The following is a 19,535-nucleotide window of genomic DNA, read 5'->3' on the forward strand; positions in this document are numbered from 1 at the left end:
GCCAGACGAAAAAGCATGGATCTTAATCGTGTTGGCAGACTTTCTCGGTATCAGCGCGATCGATTAAGTTGCTGATCCCAAATGCGGGCTTGACGAAAATTTCATGATAGCTTGTTGTATGATGCAACCGCTCGTGTTTGAGATTGTAGGAATCTTGGCGGTCGCGCTTATTTTGGCAGAAAACCTTTCCTGCTTCAGGCTACCGTTTTGTTGCGACGACCGTCATGGAGAAGTTATGGTGCTCAAACGCAGGCACTGATCGCTTTTACGGTCACCATGAAGAGCGCATGGCACCCGAGTTTGCCCGAATCCGGTCTTCCCGGTCGCCATGGAACGTTTATGGCGACCGAAAACGTTCGAGTTTGACCTTTACGGTCATCATGGAGAAGTCATGGCGCCCCACAACAGGAAACAATCGCTTTTACGGTCACCATGAAGAACTTATGGCGTCGATCCTGGCGGCAGGGCAGTGACACGCCTCGCAAATGCAAGCCAGGCGTAGGCGCCTGTTCATATTTTTGAATCATCTGCGTGCTCTAAAGTTTTATTCTGACCTATCATCCCCATTCTCAACTTGGTCCACCTTCCCGTCTGAAAGAGTGATCACACGATCGCAAAAGTGGAATAAACGGGTGTCATGCGTAACCATAACGGCTGCTTTTTGCTGCTGTCTGACTTGGGTAGCCAAAGTTTCCACTACTTCCTGCCCCCTGGAGGCATCCAGGCTTGCGGTCGGCTCATCGGCAAGTAGCAATTGCGGATCATTCATCCATGCACGCGCGATGGCGACCCGTTGACGTTCCCCTCCCGATAAATGAACGGGGTAATGACGACGGCGGTGGGTAAGACCAAGCATTTCCAATAGCTCGTCGGCACGTTTACTTGCTTGTTGTTTCGGGGTTTTAGCAATTTTTCCGATATAGAGCAATTGATCCACAACGTTTAGATAAGGGATCAAGTGGGCGGACTGAAAAATAAACCCAATTTGATGTAAGCGTACATTCGCGCTTTCTTTCGCATTTAGACGTGTCAGCGACTGGCCATCGAGAAGCAAATGGCCGTTAGTTGGCGTGAGAAGTGTGCCCGCCACCGATAAAAGTGTGCTTTTCCCCGACCCTGATGGACCGGTAATGGCCACGAATTCCCCGGCATCAATCGAAAAATTTATACTGTCTAAAATGGTCGTAGCATGGTCGCTTGTTCCATATTCAACGTGTAAATCTTCCATTAAAAGTTTTGCTGTCATGCTTCCATCCCTCCGATCGCTTCAAGTGCATCAACTTTTTTAACTTTATACAATGAAAGAAGAGAGCCGATGACGGCAACGAGAATAAACACACCTGCAAGGATGGCGACCAGATTAATTGGGAGCATAAACGGCATGTCTGCCGGCAATAGAGCCGCAGCAAGGAAAGTAGCGCCGATGCCCGCGCCCACACTGACAATGGCGACGATCCCAACCTGAGTAAGAATCGTGCCGGCCAACCCGCTTACCTTTGCACCAAGTGCTTTTAAGATTCCGAACTGGGTCAACTTTTGGATGGTAATGACATAAAAAAAAGCAGCAACGACGAACGCTGAAATGATAAACAAAAAGATAATCATCATCCACAACGATCCTTGTTCCTCGCTGTAGCCGGGAATGCCGGAAAGGGAATCTTGGATGGTAACGACTTCCGCGTCATCCATTTCATTATTTAACGTACTCACGACGTCATCACGGGTGTCCGGGAGAACGAGCGCGCTGGCAAGCAATTCATCCCCGCCGCTTAAATCGAGCCAATCGTCTTCGGTCATGTACAGAATAGGGGTGTGGCTGTATCTTTGATCGTTTGTGAATCCAGAGATCGAAAAAATCTCTTCCGTCGTATCTTCCTGAAATTCATCGCCAACGCTATATCCTTCTTCTTGAATGGATATATCGGCCAGTACTTCCCCTTGCTCAGCTGGCCTTTGCCCTTCGACAACCTCCGGAAATAGTGCGGAGTCATGATCAACGTAAAATTTTGCCACATCTGTGATCGTTTCTGTTTCGTCCTGAATGGTTCCTTGATGGATACCCAGGATTTGAGCTTCTTCCAAGGTGTCGTCAACCGTTTGCTGATCTTCGTCAGTGACCAAGGAGCGTGTTAGTTGCAGTTCTGCTTCTTTATCGATCACGAAATATTCCGCTTCTTCATCCATATTTATAATCGAAGACGCATTGTCATCGGCAAGCCCTTGAGCAAGCCCGGAAACAAATAATACTAAGAAAGATAAGAGAAAAATGATCAACGCGACCATCATATAGCGGAGTTTAAAATATAGCAGCTCTCTAATCGCTAAAAACATGTAATGACCTCCCTTGTCATTGTCATCATGAAGGAGGTCGATGAACGCAATATGAATAAAAAGAAACGGAAGTTTGACAGTGGGGGTTTAAACATAGAAGAGAGAGGAGATTAAGTGCTGATCGGTCTCCTTATAAGAGAGGTTGTGGTTTTTTCTTTATCTTACTTTTTTTAATCCAACTTCAAGTTCGATGGAGCGGCGGGAGAGCAAATCGATGACTTCTTCTTGATTTTCTTGCTTTCGCTCGATGTTTTTGACCGTTTCATTGACTTCTCTGACGGATTGTTCAAGTTGATTAAAGCGTTTTTCATTTTCTTCTTTCATAGATGCAACTTCTTCTTGAAGAGAGCCAACATTTTTCTTGATAGAGCCGACCTCATCTTGAAGCGATCCAACATCTTTTTTGATAAAGCCAACCTCTTCGTGAAGTGACCCAACATCTTTTTTGATAGAGCCAACCTCTTCTTGAAGCGACCCCACATTTTCCTTGATAGAGCCGACTTCCACACCAAGCGATTGAACTTCTTTCAAAATTTGCGACAAAACTTCATTGTTTTGTTCCAGCTTAAACCCCTCCTTTTTCTCATAGTCGTTTCCGCATCACGATTGATATGATTCATTATACCTCCCTTCCATCCGAAACGTAAATATAGAAAACAATTTTATTATAGCATATATATGGGGAATATAAGTTCTGCAGTGCATAATTTTTTGTTAAAACGTGTTTTTTTCGAGATAATAATAGAGAGAGGAGGTGGCCGGTATGATTTCATTATTACTCGCGGATGATGACTCCCATCTACGGGAATTTGTTGGTGGCGATCTTGAAAATGAAGGCTATCGCGTCTATCCGGCTGAAGATGGCGAGGTTGCTTTATCGATCCTTGAAAAAAATAACATCCATTTGGCCATTGTTGACGTTATGATGCCGAATGTCGATGGTTTCACTTTATGTGAAGACATCCGCTCTTTGTATGATATTCCCGTATTAATGCTGACCGCGAGGGGAGAACTGGAAGACAAATCAAAAGGATTTGCGGCAGGAACGGATGATTATGTCACAAAGCCATTCGAGCGCAAGGAACTGATTTTTCGTATAAAAGCGTTGCTTCGCCGCTTTCAGTTTGTGAATCAGGAAACGATCGCGATCGGCGATGTGACGATTGATCGCAGAAGTTTTGAGGTTACGTGTAACGGAAAAACGATGATGTTGCCGATGAAAGAATTTGATCTCCTTGCTCAACTGGCGAGTTTTCCGAACCAAACGTTCACACGCGAAATGTTAATTGAAATCATTTGGGGCCGCGACTTCACGGGGGATGATCGTACCGTCGATGTTCACGTCAAACGATTGCGCGAACGATTTTCGGAAGAGACAGATGCTTTTTCAATCCGGACAATTCGCGGTGTCGGGTATAAAATGGAGGTTCACCGTTGAAAAGTTTTTATGTTCGCATCTTTCTTATTACGTTATCCGTCATGATGATCAGCAGCCTGCTCGCCTTTTTAATTAGCAATATGTATTACCAAGTTTCATTGAAACCGGAAAATGATGCGCAGATATCGGCTTTAGCCGAGAACATTCAACAGTATGCGGAGCATGAGGCAGACGGAGCTCCCTCTGTTTATTTTTCCCATGTCGGGGATTTGGGCTATCAACTCGTTTTGTTTGATGAGAATAAAAACATGAGCCAATTTGGAAGTGCGTTTCGGGATATGGCGTTACCGGAACACGAGATTGAAAACGTTCTTGCCGGCGGACAATACCATGGAGTATCCGAGCAGCCTGCAGGTTTTTTCACGACAGGTTTTTTTAATAATGAGCTAAGCAACACGATTGGCGTTCCGGTGGAAACGACAGAAGGGACTGGGGCGCTGTTTATTCGGCCGGATCATCAACAGCAACTTGGGGAATTTCGCATTTTCCTTGCCGTTTTACTCGGACTAACCGTTGTTTTAAGCTTTCTTTTTGTTGCGTTGGCTGCCCGTAGAATTGTAAAACCGGTCACTTCTTTAACGGAAGCGACAAAAAAAATTTCCGATGGTTTTTTTGATATTGAATTGAATGTCAAACGCAGAGATGAGATCGGACAGCTTGCCCAACACTTCACATCCATGAGCAAAGACCTTCGGCAGCTGGAAGCGATGCGCCAAGAATTTGTCTCCAATGTCTCCCATGAAATTCAGTCTCCACTCTCGACGATTCGCGGCATCACACAGACACTGCAGCAATCGGAATTGGAAAAGGAACAAAAGCAAAAGTACCTGCAGATCGTAGAAAAAGAAAGCACTCGACTCTCCACATTAAGCAAACAATTGCTCACGTTGTCTTACTTGGACAACGAAGAGAAAATCATCGATAAACACCCCGTTGATATCCAGCAACAACTCAAGGACATTATGCAAACGCTCCGTTTTCATTGGCAGGAGAAGGAATTGTATATTGAAATCAATGGAGCAACGGAAAAGGCGATGGGGGATGCGAACTTACTGTATCAAGTCTGGATGAATTTGATGACAAATGCGATTAAATATAGTGACATCGGTGGTGACATCCATATTAACATGCAACGGGTGAATGAAATGGTGAACATTACCATTCAAGACTATGGCGTCGGCATGAAACCGGGCGAAGTTGGAAAAGTATTCGAACGTTTTTATAAAGGTGACCAAGTGCGTACGCCGGGAAATGGCAGCACCGGTCTCGGACTCGCGATCGTGAAAAAAATCATCGACCTCCATAATGGAGAGATCGATGTGGAGAGTAACCCCGAAGAAGGGACAAAAGTGAACGTACGTTTAGAAGCAGCGAGGTAACGTTCGTCAATCCTGACCCAGAGGCGTTAATTTTCCGGCCGGTTTCCGAAAAGAATAAAGCGCAAAACCGAGCGCCAGTATCACAAGCAAGCTCCCGGCCCATGCGGTGGCTTCCACGGATGTTTGCTGGACGACAAGCCCACCGAACCCGGATCCGGTTGCGATCCCGAACTGCAAGGCGGACGTGTTCACACTTTGTTGGATATCCGATGTTTCCGGCGCTGTTTGAATTAGGTAGCTTTGCTGCGCAGGCGCGATGGACCAACTTAACATTCCCCAGATGACAAGCACGAGGGGAAAAAGCATGGATGAAGTGGAGATCGGCAGGAGTAACAATATGACCGCGAACAAGCTAATAAAAGAAATCACGGTCCGTTGCGGACCAACCCGGTCTGTTAACCACCCACCGACACCGCCCCCGGTGACTGCGGATATCCCAAATACGAAAAAGGCGACGCTTACCCAAAACGGTTCCAACTGCATGGTTGATTCCAGAAACGGGGCAAAATACCCATAAAGCGTGTAATGGCCGGCAAGGATCAATAATGTGACGATGTGGGCACTGAAGATTTTTTTACTTTTCAATGATGTCATTTGTTGGCGTAAAGAGGTGACATGATCAGGTTTGATTGGTTCCAGAAAATAAAAAATGATGATACCCGCGACCAAGGTTAGCAGCGCGATTAATAGAAAGAGCATCCGCCACCCAAACATATCGCCGATCAATACGCCGATCGGAACACCCAATACGAGGGAAGAGCTCACGCCCATCGTAATGATCCCGATGCTGCGGGAACGATACGCAGGTTTGACGATTTTCGGCGCGATCGTAAGCGACAGAACGATGATTAAAGAAGCACTCATCGCCGTTATCACTCGAGCGACAATCAGCATTTCAAAATTTGGGCTTACGTAAGCAAGGAGGTTTGCGAAAAAGAAAACGGCAAGCGAGCTTAAATATAAACGTTTGCGCTCGATTTTTGATGTGAGAGACAGCAACACAGGGCCAGATATGGCAAAAATGAGGGCAAAAATGGTGATCAGTTGGCCGGCCGCCGCAACGGAAACGTTTAGATCTTCGGCGATCAACGGCAATATTCCCCCTATAATCAATTCAACCATGCCGACGACGAATGCTGATACGGCAAGGACAAAAACACGAAAATTCATGATGCAAGACCTCTTTTTCCATGTTGATAACTGCTCTATTTTAACGTAAGCAGCAGATGACTACAACATATCAAGGTTTTACAATGAATTTTAGAGGGTACTTTTACAGTAGGGAAATTTCCACGATGAACAGGAGAGTGTGACAATGAAAGCAGTTGGATTTTTTGAAAGCCTTCCCATTACGGATGAAAAGAGTCTGCAAGATGTGGAAGTGGAAAAACCAAAAGCAATGGGTAAAGATATACTTGTTCGCGTGCAGGCGATTTCGGTGAACCCTGTGGACACGAAACAAAGACGCGGTGCCCCTCCGGCTGGTTCGGAGCCGAAAATTCTCGGATGGGATGTCGCCGGCGTTATTGAAGAAGTCGGTAACGATGTAGAACTTTTTTCGGTTGGCGATAAGGTTTTTTATGCGGGAAGCGTGACAAGGCAAGGAGGCAATAGCGACTATCACTTGGTCGATGAACGAATCGTCGGTCAAAAGCCCGAAAGCTTGGACTTTGCAGAAGCTGCCGCATTGCCGCTTACGACGATTACTGCTTGGGAAGCATTGTTTGAGCGCATGAATCTTTCGATCGATCCGTCCGCCAATAAAGGGAAAAGCATCTTGATTATCGGTGCCGCCGGCGGGGTCGGTTCGATTGCCGTGCAACTTGCGAAATTGGCAGGCTTATACGTCATCGGGACAGCTTCTCGAAAAGAAACCGCCAATTGGGCAAAGGACACCGGCGCCGACAAAATAATTAGCCATTACGAGGCATTCCGTCAGCAACTGGAAGCGAACGTCGATTACATTTTTTGCTTGAACAATACCGATCAACATTGGGAAAACATGGGGGAAGTTTTAGCACCGCAAGGCCATATCGTAAGTATTGTCGAAGCCGAAAAAAACCAAGACCTTAATGTACTTAAAAATAAAAGTGCTTCTTTTTCCTATGAGTTTATGTTTACGCGTTCGATGTTCGAGACGGATGACATGATCGAACAGTACCTCCTTTTAAACGAAGTCAGTAAGTTGGTTGACGAAGGGAAAATCCACACGACCTTAACGGATCGCGGGGGACCGATCAATGCTGAAAATCTTCGCGCTGCCCATGAAAAAATTGAAAGCGGGAAAACGATCGGAAAAATTGTAGTGGAGAATGATGAATAGATCTGTGTGAAAGTCGGGAGGAACGGCAAATGTACGATTACATCATTATCGGCGGTGGTATCGTAGGTCTTTCGGTGAGCAAAGCCATTCATGATCGGCAACCGAAAGCAAAAATACTTATTTTGGAAAAAGAAAAGGAGGTTGCCGCGCATCAAACCGGTCATAATAGCGGTGTGATTCACTCCGGCATTTATTATAAACCGGGAAGTCTGAAAGCAAAATTTGCAACGGCAGGCAATCAATCGATGAAAGATTTTTGTCGTACGTACGGCATTCTTTTTGAAACATGCGGCAAAGTGATTGTTGCGACCAGGCAAGAAGAGATTCCAGTTATGGAACGATTATATGAACGCGGGCATCAAAATGGGCTGGCCGTCGAAAAGTTGAATAGAGAGGAACTGGAGAAAGTAGAACCCCACGTTCATGGATTAGCCGCTCTTCGTGTACCGAGTGCCGGTATCGTTGATTTTAAAAGGGTGACAGAAACACTCGCAGGAATCGCCGAAAAAAAGGGCGGCCATGTGCAATTGGGTGCAGAAGTTACCGGTATCACCGAAAAAGCAGATCATGTACGTGTGGATACATCGAAAGGTTCTTTTAGCGGAACATTTATGGTTAATTGCGCCGGTCTGCATAGCGATCGTGTCGCCCGCTTGGCTGGGTATCATACGGATGTGAAAATCGTGCCATTTCGCGGGGAATATTACAAGTTAAGAGCTGACAGGCGCTCTCTAGTTAATCATTTAGTCTACCCTGTCCCGAATCCCGATTTTCCTTTTCTGGGGGTACATTTTACGCGGATGGTCAACGGGGAAGTGGAAGCCGGGCCGAATGCCGTTCCCGGATTAAAACGGGAAGGGTATCGGAAGCGGGACGCGAGCCTTCGCGATACGACTGAGCTCCTTACGTATGAAGGTTTTTGGCGAATTGCCCGGCAATATGCGAAAACCGGCATGAACGAAATGGCGCGGTCGTTTAGCAAGCGTACATTTGTAAAAGGTTTGCAGAAGTTGGTCCCCGGCGTGCGAGCGGAAGATATTGTCCCTGCTCCTGCCGGAGTTAGAGCCCAGGCTTTATCCAGCGACGGGCAGCTGATTGACGACTTCATGTTTATCAAAGGGAAAAGAAGCCTGCACGTTTGCAATGCCCCTTCCCCGGCCGCTACCGCGTCGTTGGAGATCGGGAAGGAAATCGTGAGGCAACTGGATTGATTTTTTGCAGAGTATCTGTTGATGCTCTGCTTTTTTTATTGACATACATTATATATCATATTAATATATATCAAAAAGATATAGGTGATCAAAATGAAAACGGAACCCAAGTACATTATTTTAGGGATTTTAACGACGGATTGTCGCACGGGATATGAAATAAAGAAGCTAATGGACCAAAGTTTTCAGCATTTTTGGAAACTAAGTTACGGACAAATTTATCCAACGTTGAAAAAAATCGTACAGGAAGGATTAGCAGAAGCGCATGATATACAACAGGAAGGAGCGCCGAATCGCAAGGAATATCACCTCACGGAGTTAGGAAGGGAAGAACTTCATCAGTGGCTCCATGCACCTGTAGAGGAATTGGCCACCCATCGTAATGAATTGCTTGCGAAACTGTTCTTTGCCCGTCATTTGCCTACGTCGGTGACGATTCAACATTTGCAGCAGTATGAGGAACGATTAAAAGCACAACGAGAGGTCTATCAAAATATGAAAAAAGGGCTCTATGCGTCTGAAAGCGAGAAAGCCGATGTCGATTATTGGGTGTTCACGTTGAATTGCGGCATTAAAACCACATCAGCAGCTATTGACTGGTGTGCAGAAACGATTGAATTATTGGAAAGAGGAGGGCATTGATGTTTTCGTTTTCATTGGTTCTTCATGTTGTCGCGGGCTTCGTGGCATTGTTTACGTTATGGATGCCGTTGTTTTTTCGAAAGGGCAGCAAGCGCCACCGCTTTACCGGATGGATTTTCACAACAAGTATGTTCATCATCAGTGGAACCTCCGTTCATCTGGCCTTGTACAGAATCTGGTTCGATCCGTATTTGACAGCAGACATTTTTCATTTTCACTTTTTCTGATTTTCATTGCAATCTTAAGTTTTTCCACGGCCATGTACGGATTACGGGTGTTAAAATTTAAAAATCATAGTGGGAAACACCGGCAAGGACTTGATTGGTTGATTCCGGCCACTCTGTTAGTGAGCGCGGTTTTTATGAGCATTTATGGTTTTATACTTGCCGATTCTTTGCTCACCTGGTTTCCATCGCTGGGGGTTTTTTTGGCGTTATCTCAAATGGTTTATTGGTGGCGACAACCCCGTTTTCGAAAGAGTTGGGTCGTTGAACATCTGAACGGTATGCTCAGCTGTGGGATTGCGACGATAACGGCGTTTGTTGTATTTGGGGCGTCGCGCATGTTTGCCCTCGATGAAGCGCCTATTTGGTTATGGTTCACACCAGCGATAGTGATCACACCGTTGATTTTCTATTTTTCGGTCAAAGAGCAACGCAAATGGCAGAAAAAGAACATGGATAAACCGAAAGCCGTATGATCTTTTTTCCATTGTTCGTGTTTTCATAGGTTTCGCCTCTGTACTCATGCTACAATCTATATAAAGGATGGTCTGAACATAGAGGAGGAACCTCAACTTGAATCATTATGCTGAAAAAATACGCGATATCATAGATACAGTAGAAAAAGTGGTTGTCGGAAAGCGGCAAGCGATCACATTAACATTAACCGCGTTGCTCGCCCGCAGGCATGTGCTCATCGAGGATGTTCCCGGGGTGGGGAAAACGATGCTCGTAAGGGCGATGGCACGTGCGACGGGGGCAGACTTCAAACGGATTCAATTCACCCCTGACTTACTTCCTTCAGATGTAACAGGGGTCTCTATCTATAACCAACATACAAGAGAGTTTGAATTTCGGTCGGGTCCGGTGATGAGTCATATTTTGCTTGCAGATGAAATAAACCGGACATCGCCGAAAACACAGTCTGCACTTTTGGAAGCAATGGAAGAAGGCAATGTGACCGTCGATGGATACACGCACGAGTTATATGAGCCTTTTTTTGTCATGGCGACACAGAATCCGATTGAGCATGGAGGGACCTATCCGTTACCTGAAGCGCAGTTGGACCGCTTTTTATTTCGGATTACGATCGGTTATCCGAACCAAAGGGAAGAGCTAGACATGTTGGAACGTATGGAATATGGCCATCCCATTGACGAACTGTCGGCAGTTGTTGATATACGGGATGTCCAACAGATGCAAAGAGAAGTGCCGAGCGTATTTGTAAGTGAGGCGGTTAAACAATACATCGTTGCTATTGTCCGTGAAACGAGAAACCTCGATCAGGTGGAACTTGGCGTCAGTCCGAGAGGTACGATTGCACTGTTGCGTGCCGCCCAAAGCTATGCGTATGTACAAGGGGTGCCATACGTTCGCCCGGATGATGTGAAATTGTTGGCACCGTATGTTCTGGGGCACAGATTAATTTTGGAAAGTGACGTTCTCGCTCCTCAAGGACAAGCGCAAGTGCTGATCGAGCGCATGCTCACTCGGATCGCTGTGCCGGCGACAAGAAAGGATACAGTACGATGAAACGTAGATGGCGGCAGGCAGGACGTATGATTGCCGTACTTTTTCTGCTCGCGATCCTTTTTTGGTATGCGATGGTCCAGGGCGGTTTTGTGAGCTGGTTTCTTTTTTATAGCGTATCCGCATTATTGTTAGCGGGATTTGCGATGGCTGCTTTCCCCCTTCGCTTTTTGCGCGCGGAACGTTCAATGACACGTCGGCATCTATCCCAAGGGGAAACGGTTAAGGTGCAAGTAAGTATTTATAAAACGAGTCGCTGGCCATGTTTTTTTGTCGGGATTCGTGACCTTGTTCCCCATGGACTAATACTTGAAAGCGACTCGAATGCCTTCTTTTTCATGATGTTTTCACGGGAAAAAATCTACAGTTATCTTGTGAAAGCAAACAAACGCGGCGCATATACGTATGATGTTGTACATGTGGAAAGTGGAGATCCGTTTGGTTTTTTTAAAAGTGAAAAGTATCTATCTGCGGCGAGTGAAATGCTCGTGTATCCCCGTATCAAAGCCTTGCCTTTCAATCTTCAAAATGAGCGGGGGCAAAGAGCGAATACCGACCGCGTTGGCGCTAAAAGGATTAACCATGAGGAAACATCCAATTTTTCCGGTGTCCGTGAATATGTTGCGGGTGATCGTTTATCAAGCATCGATTGGAAAGTTTCTGCCCGTCTCGGAAGCCTGGCAACGAAAGAATTTGATATGGAAGAAGGGAAAGGGTTCACGATTTTACTCGATACACGAGCCGAAAGTGGACAAAGTTTTGAAGCGGCTGTCGAATGGGCGGCTGCCAGTGTAAATGGCGTGTTTGAAAAGCACTCACGTTTAAATTTTGCCGCTTTAGGCGCAAAACCCGTCGTTTCGCCAATTGGAAATGACCGCGCCCATATGCGCCAAGTGATGAAGGAACTCGCGAAAATTGAGCCCTCATTGCCGGGGGGTTCGGGGGGAGCTCTGAGTGAAAGGGCGCCTTTGCCGAATACGTTCCGTTTTTTACAAACGATCATCTATGCAGTGCCCGAAATGAACACTGCAACATTGCAAGAAATCAAGCATTTGCAGCAACGTGGACTCAATATTCTTGTTTTGTATCATGAGCAGGAGGCTTTTCATTTTCCTTTGAAACGACGTGGGACTCAATCATTCGCAATGCCGGGATAAAGTGAAACTTCCATCAGCGGTGGGGTTCTATGATGGTTCGAGCGCTTACCACCGGGATAAAAGAAGGAAGGAGGTGCCATTAATCGCACGTTTCAGTTCTTTTTTAAAACCTCAGGAAGGGATCGCTTACGTGCTCGTGTATTTCATCGTGGCAGAATGGCTCTATCCGTTGCCGCAAATTAGCGATACCGGCTTTTTGCCGTTTTTTCTTATAATCGCCGCGGTTTTCTTTGTGATTACTGCGATCCCTATGCATTGGCTCTTACGCCTTGGTTTTTATACACTTGTGATCACATATAGTTTGCACGTACTGTTTATGCCCGGCACGTATATGTCGATCGATTGGTGGTCATTGTTCATTGCGGAAATTTGGCAGCAGAGTACACTTTTATTCAGCGGCGGATTGTTGCAATTAAGTGATATGTATCGCAGCTTTTTGCTTATTTTACTGTTGGCGATTGTCAGTTATCTCGCCTATTATTGGGTCGCCATCGTTCACCGGATTTTCTTTTTTGTGATTGCAAGTGTCGTTTATATCGGCATTCTGGATACGTTCACGGCTTATGACGGTTCGTGGGCGATTGTGCGTCTCGTTACCATTGGATTTGTTCTTTTTGCGTGTATGCGACTTTTGAGCCTTCAGCTTCGCTACTCGAACCTTGGACACGGACATTTGTTTCGTTATTTGACGATCACGAGTGCGGTTATTCTTCTTTCCATTCTGATTGGTTGGCAAGCCCCGAAATATGCGCAACAATGGCCGGATCCCACGCCTTATATTGAGAGAACGACCGGGGTGGATGTGATCAGTTGGGACTCCCCCTCTTCCGGTGACGAGACGCGTAAGATCGGCTACGACGATAACGATGAACAGCTCGGTGGCGGCTTTGTGATGGATGACATGGAAGTGTTTACGGCAAGAGCAGAAACATCTACCTATTGGCGTGGAGAGTCGAAGCACGAATACACCGGTCATGGCTGGGGAAGCGAAGAAGATGGGGAGCTGACCGAACAATCCGAAGGACAGTTGGATCTATACGAAGAAGCGACGGAAACGGAAGCCCTTGAAGCGGATATCACTTATAATGATTCCCGCACGGGTGAGGGGGATTTGCTTTTCAGCCAGGGAGCATTGCAAGAAGCCAATGCGGAAATGGGTGGTGACTATTCCGTATACTTCAATGATGAAAGCGGCCGGTCCGAGGTTTGGCACAATGAAGGGGATACGAGTAATGCCGGCGCGTTCACCCTGACGTATGAATATCCCGAATTTCCCGTTGAGCAAATGCGAGACGTAGACGCGGGGAATGCGCAACAAGACCCGCAAGAGGTGGCGGATAAGCATTTGCAACTTCCCGAGGAACTTCCGGATCGGGTCGGGGAACTTGCCGAAGAGCTAGTTCAAGACGAAACGAACCGTTATGATCAGGCGCGTGCCATTGAAAGTTATTTAACCGGTCCCGCCTTTGACTATGAAACGACGGATATTCCGGTTCCAGCCGAAGACCAGGATTATGTGGATCAATTCTTGTTTGAGACGCAAATCGGTTATTGCGACAATTTTTCCACGGCAATGGTCGTCATGTTGCGGACGCTTGATATCCCTGCCCGTTGGGTGAAGGGGTTCACTGCCGGAGAAGAAGGAAGCACTGGCGATGATGGGTACAGTGAATTTGAAGTGACCAACGAAAATGCCCATTCATGGGTAGAAGTTTATTTCCCTGATGTCGGCTGGGTACCGTTTGAGCCTACGCCCGGCTTTTCCAACTCGGTAGAGTTTGCTTCGGCGGATGTTGATCGTGATGAAAACGACGAAGAGATGATGTTTGAACAGGAAGTCGAACAGGAAGTCGAACAAGATGCAGAAGAAGAGGGAAGTGTGGCCGAAGAGGAAGAAAATGGCCAGGAGGAGACAGATACAGAGGAACAGGAGGAAGAGCAAATTGCGTTTCCATTCTGGTTGTTGGCAGGAATGGGTGCCGTTTTATTATTTGCCGGGATCGTTGCTTTCAAATTCCGCGGAAAAATCATACAAACGTGGTTGCGTAGACGTTACTCGGGAATGGACAGCGGGTCGATATTCATCCGTGCCTATGAATCTCTGTTAAGGTATCTCGATTGGGCCGGTATGAAAAGAGCCACACATGAGACACCGAGCGAATTTGCAGTGCGTGTTGATGTTCGTTTTGACTCAGAAGATATGCGCGCTTTGACGATGCTGTATGAAGATCTTTATTACGGAAATAAAGAACCGGACCATCTGCCGGCAGATATCGAACAGCGATGGATGCAACTTTTGGATAACATAGCGAAAGGGCGTTAACGACGGGTTATGAGAACCTAATGTATTGTCGTGGGAGACGTTAGGTCGTCAACGCCGACTTTATCGAAACTTCTGTGGAGAAAAATCGACATGACGCTCTCTACAAAATTGACCCTTTATACCGGTGCTGGTAAAATAACCATCATGAATGAATAAATTGAGGTGCCGTTCCATGGAGCAAGAAAACCAAGAAATGAATGAAACCATTGCCGTCCTTGATTTTGGCGGGCAATACAATCAATTAATCACGCGCCGAATTCGCGATTTGGGCGTCTACAGTGAACTTTATCCCAACACGGTGAGCGCCGGCGAGTTACGCGCGCTCAATCTCAAAGGGGTTATTTTTTCCGGGGGACCGGGCAGCGCTTACGTCGAAGGAGCTCCAACCTGTGACCCCGGCATCTTTGACCTTCAGGTCCCCATCCTCGGGATTTGTTACGGCATGCAACTCTTGACCCATCATTTTGACGGGAAGGTGGAAGCAGCCGATCATCGTGAATACGGGAAAGCGATGCTAGACGTAAAGGAAACGTCGGGGTTATTCAAAAAAACCCCTGCCGAGCAGACGGTTTGGATGAGCCATGGGGATCGCATCATCGAGCCCCCTGAGGGATTTACAACCGATGCAACGAACCATAAGACGCCTGTAGCTGCAATGAGCAACAGAGGTCGGGGCATCTACGGTGTGCAATTCCACCCGGAAGTGCGTCATACCGAATACGGAAACGACATCCTTCATAACTTCGTCTACGGCATTTGTCACAGCAAAGGCGAATGGACGATGGAGAACTTCATTGACCTTGAAGTGGAAAAAATACGCGCGAACGTTGGCGACCGGCGAGTTCTTTGTGCGCTCAGTGGTGGTGTCGATTCATCAGTGACCGCGATGCTCGTCCATCGTGCAATCGGGGATCAGCTCACGTGTATGTTCATCGATCACGGCTTGCTGCGAAAAAATGAAGGCACGCGTGTGATGGAAATGTTTGAAGGAAAATTTGATATTGACGTTGTAAAAATCGATGCGGCGGAACGCTTTTTAACGAAACTCAAAGGCGTTTCCGACCCGGAACAAAAACGGAAAATCATCGGCAACGAATTCATTTATATTTTTGAAGAAGAGTCATCGAAACTGGAGAACATGGATTTTCTCGCGCAGGGAACCTTGTATACGGACGTGATTGAGAGCGGGACGGCAACGGCGCAAACGATTAAATCCCATCACAATGTGGGCGGGCTTCCCGAGGATATGAAATTGGATTTAATCGAGCCGTTAAACACGTTGTTTAAAGACGAAGTGCGAGAATTGGGCACTGAACTGGGATTGCCGGAAAACTTTGTTTGGCGGCAACCATTTCCGGGTCCCGGACTTGGGATACGAGTGCTTGGGGAAATTACGGAAGAAAAGCTGGCAATCGTACGCGAATCGGATGTAGTCCTTCATGACGTTCTGGAAAAGGCCGGGTTGGATAAGGAAATCTGGCAGTTTTTCACCGCTTTGCCCGACATGCGAAGTGTTGGTGTCATGGGGGATAATCGTACGTATGATTACACGGTCGGTGTTCGGGCAGTCACATCGACAGACGGGATGACGTCAGACTGGGCGCGCATTCCTCATGACGTATTGGAAAAGATCTCGACGCGGATCGTGAATGAAGTCCCACAGGTGAATCGTGTCGTGTATGATATTACATCGAAACCGCCTTCTACGATTGAGTGGGAGTGAATGTAAGATAATGTAAATAATTATAAAAGGCTATAAATCCTTACTAACAAGGGTTTATAGCCTTTTATTGTATTTTTAAAATTAGAATTTCAAATGATGAAGTAAAAGATGAAACATAAAGGAATGATAAGGGCATCTTGACGGAATCCAAGATTAGCCGCTTTAATATTCAATTTACGAGAGCTACAAAAGAGTTTGTCTACACCGCGAAATTAGGAGACCAAAGAAAACAGCATCGATAGACTGCTGGTAGAACAGCCTACTTAGCAGCTAATACCTCAAAATTCAGCGTACCCTGCTCGATACCGTTCACAATAAGTGTAACCGAATGGGGGCCGGTGTAATGTTTCCTTGTACTTAGATTTGCAAAGGAATGGTTTTTTTTGTAAGCCTTCTTTTCGTTTTTCTTTAAAGAAAGCTCGGATATTTGGAATATTTTACGGTTTCTCTCACCATTTGCTTTCATATAATCAATGCCATATTCCAGCCGTACCTTGGTTGCTTTTTTTGCCTCAATCTTAAAGGAAAAGGCTATATCCTCCCCAATGGAAAGAGACGTAGCACCCAGCGCGAAGCCGTCAACATTCACATAATCAGCATCTGCAAATCCAAAGATGCCCAACACATCCCTGTTCCCCTTTTTAAGCAGTGTCCTGCATCCGTGCTTTACAATCCAATCAGTATGCTCGTTTTTACCGTACCAATCCGTAGCAATTTCTGCAACCAGGTCAGGATGTGTTTTGGAAATATCGTTTAGATTATTGGCTACGCTTTTACGGACATACAGCGACGGGTCAGCTTTAAGTTGCTCTAAAATACCAAGAACTGGCGACGGGTCTTTTTTGAAACTGGCCAATGTTTGTCCCCATGGCAATTGAGGGCGGCAACCCTCGCTGGCAAGCCGCCGGACATGCTCATTGTCATACCTTGCCCAGGCCGCCATCTGAGACATCATACGCCCTTCATGGTTTATGATAAATGGCCTCACGGCGAACTCAGAAGATGAGGATGGGGTATACCTTTCTAACGCAGCTATTGACAAATCCCAATGGCACTCATTCTGCCCATAGACTTCAACAAAATCCGGAAAGTACATAAAAGAAAAGTCGTTAAATCCTACGGGATAACCCGCAATGACTTTATCAATGATGCCGAGCGCCTGTTCATAATCGGTTGGCAAATACTTTCCTAAATTTATAGCAATTTGCCGCATACGGGCTTTCAGTCCTAACTCTTCCCATGTTTCGTCCATAATGTCGTTGACAAAATCATCAACCTGAAACGAATGATATACGGATTTAATACTTAAAGCCAGCTCGTGTATCGATTCGTAATTATACTTGTTTTTTAGTAATTCTGCCATATGCTCCTCCTTTTCAGATAGCGTTTAGCCGAGGGCGCCCCACAATAAATGGCATAACAAAGGAACACTGCCTTATAGTCAGACATATTTACTCCCTTGCACAAGCTAATATGTGGCCATTATAGCTTAATATATTACAAAAGCATAGACACATCATCATTCTTGAAGTGTCTACTTTTATATATACAACTTCTATTGGAAATATTTTTGTTTCTAAAAGAATATGACTCAACTTTCGCACCTAGATAATGATTATAAAACCTACGGTTGCTTGATCTAGGAAGCTATCAGGTTCGGTCCTTGACATGAGACACAATCATAAAAAAACACCTCGACTTTTGGTATAGTGTCATTGACAGAAAAACACAAGATTTTTTTAAAATACGTTCTGAAAAACACAGTATGTTGTATTGAAATGATCGCCTTTAACATTATATATTGTGTCTTGAATGGCTAGCTGACCTTTTTGGGTGAGAACCATAGAGAAGGTTTTCTATTTTGTTCTTTTATTTTACAATCATCCAGTTTAGTATCTTTCTCTAATGTGAGTTCATATTGTGAAAGCTGTATTGCTTTTGTAGCTTCATCTAAATATTTCACCGTAACCCATGCTTTAACCTGATTCTCTTTTTCTTGAAAGACTGGATTAATCAATTCTGAAAACGTATAATCCTTCTCCATAACTGGTAGGGCATTGTTCCTCAGATAATACGCCAACTCTTTCTCTGTTGCAGTAGGGTATGAAGCAAAGAAAGTTTCTAGAAACTCAGTGATATTTCCTGAAATCCTATTATATCAACGATATTGCACTATATTGTATTGGCGAAGTACTGAGTCGGAATAAATATAAAAGGCCATTTTCTCAAGCTGAGAGGTGGCCTTCCCAAGTGATGAAGCACATTAATTGTTTTCGCCTTCGCATCCGTATATGGTTAACGTAGACAGAAAAAGGAGGCAAAAAATGAACGTCGAAATCTGGTCGGATATCGCCTGTCCGTTTTGCTTTATTGGAAAAAGAAAATTCGAAGACGGCCTGCAACAATTTTCACATCGTGGCGACGTTAATGTAACGTTTAAAAGTTTTCAGCTCGACCCTAATGCAGACACAGAGCAAACGCAAACCAACGCGGAGATGCTTGCCGGAAAGTATGGCATGTCAATGGAAAAGGCAAATGAAATGACACAACAAGTCACGGACCAAGCAAAAGAGGTCGGCTTGGATTATAACCTGGAATCCTCTGTGCTTACAAACACGAAAGACGCCCATCGCCTCAGCCATTTTGCAAAAGAAGAAGGCAAAATGGAAGAAATGATGGAACGTTTGTTAATGGCATATTTCACCGAAGGAAAACATGTCGGCGATCACGAAACACTCGTGACCCTCGCCGAGGAAGTCGGGATCGAGGGAGAAGCTGTCCGTGCCATGTTGGACAGTGATCGGTATGAAGATATTGTCCGCGAAGAAATGCAAGAAGGGACAGACATCGGCGTGCAGGGTGTTCCATTCTTTGTTTTTAATCGTAAATATGCGATATCCGGAGCGCAGCCGGCACATGCTTTTCTGGAAGTGTTGGAAAAAGTGCAAGAGGAAGAAAGTGAAAACAAGATCAATATTATCAGCCAAGGAGAAAGTTGTACGGATGAATCATGCTAAAGCCGAATAATGAGCCATTAAACACAAGTTATTATTCGGCTTTTATTGACAAGGTATCATCATCGTTGTAAAATAACGTCGTCATGAAAAATAAATAGGTTCATATAATCGCGGGAATATGGCTCGTGAGTCTCTACCGGACACCGTAAATGATCCGACTATGATCGATAGATTTCTATTATCGGTCGTTATGCTTGAAGGCAACGGCCGTTTTTTAATTTTACGCAAGGGAGGACGGAA

General features: G+C 45.6%; 17 protein-coding genes, 1 pseudogene and 1 riboswitch. Of the genes and pseudogenes, 12 read left to right on the top strand and 6 right to left on the bottom strand.

What is annotated here, in order from left to right:
- Positions 1 to 224: 224 nt before the first annotated feature.
- Entirely contained in the window at positions 225 to 473 is a 249-nt protein-coding gene (locus HUG20_RS04605) for a hypothetical protein (protein ID WP_200088562.1), read from the top strand.
- 71 nt (positions 474 to 544) lie between these two features.
- Here HUG20_RS04605 and HUG20_RS04610 read toward each other — a convergent pair whose 3' ends face one another.
- The 3 genes from HUG20_RS04610 to HUG20_RS04620 all read right to left on the bottom strand — a co-directional run bounded on the left by HUG20_RS04610 (position 545) and on the right by HUG20_RS04620 (position 2,874).
- On the bottom strand, positions 545 to 1,246 hold the full coding sequence (locus HUG20_RS04610; protein ID WP_200088564.1) for an ABC transporter ATP-binding protein: 702 nt from the start codon (positions 1,244 to 1,246) through the stop codon (positions 545 to 547).
- Entirely contained in the window at positions 1,243 to 2,331 is a 1,089-nt protein-coding gene (locus tag HUG20_RS04615) for an ABC transporter permease (RefSeq protein WP_200088566.1), read from the bottom strand. The genes HUG20_RS04610 and HUG20_RS04615 overlap by 4 nt, the downstream gene beginning before the upstream one ends.
- A gap of 156 nt (positions 2,332 to 2,487) precedes the next feature.
- Complete coding sequence (locus HUG20_RS04620; protein ID WP_211200004.1) at positions 2,488 to 2,874, bottom strand: hypothetical protein; 387 nt, start codon at positions 2,872 to 2,874, stop codon at positions 2,488 to 2,490.
- A gap of 220 nt (positions 2,875 to 3,094) precedes the next feature.
- On the opposite strand from HUG20_RS04620, the gene HUG20_RS04625 reads away from it, so the two are divergent.
- Together HUG20_RS04625 and HUG20_RS04630 are read left to right on the top strand one after the other, a co-directional pair.
- Entirely contained in the window at positions 3,095 to 3,769 is a 675-nt protein-coding gene (locus HUG20_RS04625; RefSeq protein WP_200088570.1) for a response regulator transcription factor, read from the top strand.
- Positions 3,766 to 5,148: a sensor histidine kinase gene (locus HUG20_RS04630; protein WP_200088572.1), complete on the top strand. Its 1,383-nt coding sequence runs from the start codon at positions 3,766 to 3,768 to the stop codon at positions 5,146 to 5,148. The genes HUG20_RS04625 and HUG20_RS04630 overlap by 4 nt, the downstream gene beginning before the upstream one ends.
- Before the next feature lie 6 nt (positions 5,149 to 5,154).
- On the opposite strand, the gene HUG20_RS04635 is transcribed toward HUG20_RS04630, so the two are convergent.
- Complete coding sequence (locus HUG20_RS04635; protein ID WP_200088574.1) at positions 5,155 to 6,318, bottom strand: MFS transporter; 1,164 nt, start codon at positions 6,316 to 6,318, stop codon at positions 5,155 to 5,157.
- Positions 6,319 to 6,463: 145 nt separating this feature from the next.
- Here HUG20_RS04635 and HUG20_RS04640 point away from each other — a divergent pair, with 145 nt between their 5' ends.
- The 8 genes from HUG20_RS04640 to guaA all read left to right on the top strand — a co-directional run bounded on the left by HUG20_RS04640 (position 6,464) and on the right by guaA (position 16,278).
- Positions 6,464 to 7,471 (top strand): zinc-binding alcohol dehydrogenase family protein, encoded by a 1,008-nt coding sequence (locus tag HUG20_RS04640; RefSeq protein WP_200088576.1) that lies wholly within the window; start codon positions 6,464 to 6,466, stop codon positions 7,469 to 7,471.
- A 29-nt stretch (positions 7,472 to 7,500) separates the two neighbouring features.
- On the top strand, positions 7,501 to 8,682 hold the full coding sequence (gene lhgO / locus HUG20_RS04645; protein ID WP_200088578.1) for an L-2-hydroxyglutarate oxidase: 1,182 nt from the start codon (positions 7,501 to 7,503) through the stop codon (positions 8,680 to 8,682).
- Positions 8,683 to 8,775: 93 nt separating this feature from the next.
- Positions 8,776 to 9,324, top strand: coding sequence for a PadR family transcriptional regulator (locus tag HUG20_RS04650; RefSeq protein ID WP_200088580.1), 549 nt, complete (start codon positions 8,776 to 8,778; stop codon positions 9,322 to 9,324).
- Positions 9,296 to 10,024 (top strand): DUF2306 domain-containing protein, encoded by a 729-nt coding sequence (locus HUG20_RS04655; RefSeq protein WP_200088582.1) that lies wholly within the window; start codon positions 9,296 to 9,298, stop codon positions 10,022 to 10,024. Before HUG20_RS04650 ends, HUG20_RS04655 begins: the two co-directional genes overlap by 29 nt.
- 97 nt (positions 10,025 to 10,121) lie before the next feature.
- A complete protein-coding gene (locus HUG20_RS04660; RefSeq protein ID WP_200088584.1) occupies positions 10,122 to 11,078 on the top strand; it encodes an AAA family ATPase in 957 nt (318 codons plus the stop codon).
- Complete coding sequence (locus HUG20_RS04665; protein ID WP_200088586.1) at positions 11,075 to 12,232, top strand: DUF58 domain-containing protein; 1,158 nt, start codon at positions 11,075 to 11,077, stop codon at positions 12,230 to 12,232. Before HUG20_RS04660 ends, HUG20_RS04665 begins: the two co-directional genes overlap by 4 nt.
- Before the next feature lie 73 nt (positions 12,233 to 12,305).
- Positions 12,306 to 14,555, top strand: coding sequence for a transglutaminase domain-containing protein (locus HUG20_RS04670; protein WP_200088589.1), 2,250 nt, complete (start codon positions 12,306 to 12,308; stop codon positions 14,553 to 14,555).
- Positions 14,556 to 14,727: 172 nt separating this feature from the next.
- Positions 14,728 to 16,278 carry a glutamine-hydrolyzing GMP synthase gene (guaA, locus tag HUG20_RS04675; protein ID WP_200088598.1) on the top strand — a complete coding sequence of 517 codons (1,551 nt, stop codon included), beginning with the start codon at positions 14,728 to 14,730 and terminating at the stop codon, positions 16,276 to 16,278.
- A gap of 259 nt (positions 16,279 to 16,537) precedes the next feature.
- Here the strand turns inward: guaA and HUG20_RS04680 are convergent, their stop codons facing one another.
- Positions 16,538 to 17,641, bottom strand: a complete 1,104-nt coding sequence (locus HUG20_RS04680; RefSeq protein WP_200088600.1) for a DNA alkylation repair protein — start codon at positions 17,639 to 17,641, stop codon at positions 16,538 to 16,540.
- A gap of 506 nt (positions 17,642 to 18,147) precedes the next feature.
- Positions 18,148 to 18,415 (bottom strand): annotated as a pseudogene (locus HUG20_RS04685) (conjugal transfer protein); the annotation flags it as partial.
- A 187-nt stretch (positions 18,416 to 18,602) separates the two neighbouring features.
- Here HUG20_RS04685 and HUG20_RS04690 point away from each other — a divergent pair.
- Positions 18,603 to 19,295 carry a DsbA family oxidoreductase gene (locus HUG20_RS04690; RefSeq protein WP_200088602.1) on the top strand — a complete coding sequence of 231 codons (693 nt, stop codon included), beginning with the start codon at positions 18,603 to 18,605 and terminating at the stop codon, positions 19,293 to 19,295.
- Between the two features lie 80 nt (positions 19,296 to 19,375).
- Positions 19,376 to 19,476, top strand: a riboswitch (purine riboswitch).
- Positions 19,477 to 19,535 lie beyond the last annotated feature (59 nt).

Source organism: Salicibibacter cibi, from assembly GCF_016495865.1.
Classification (GTDB): Bacteria; Bacillota; Bacilli; order Bacillales; family Marinococcaceae; genus Salicibibacter; species Salicibibacter cibi.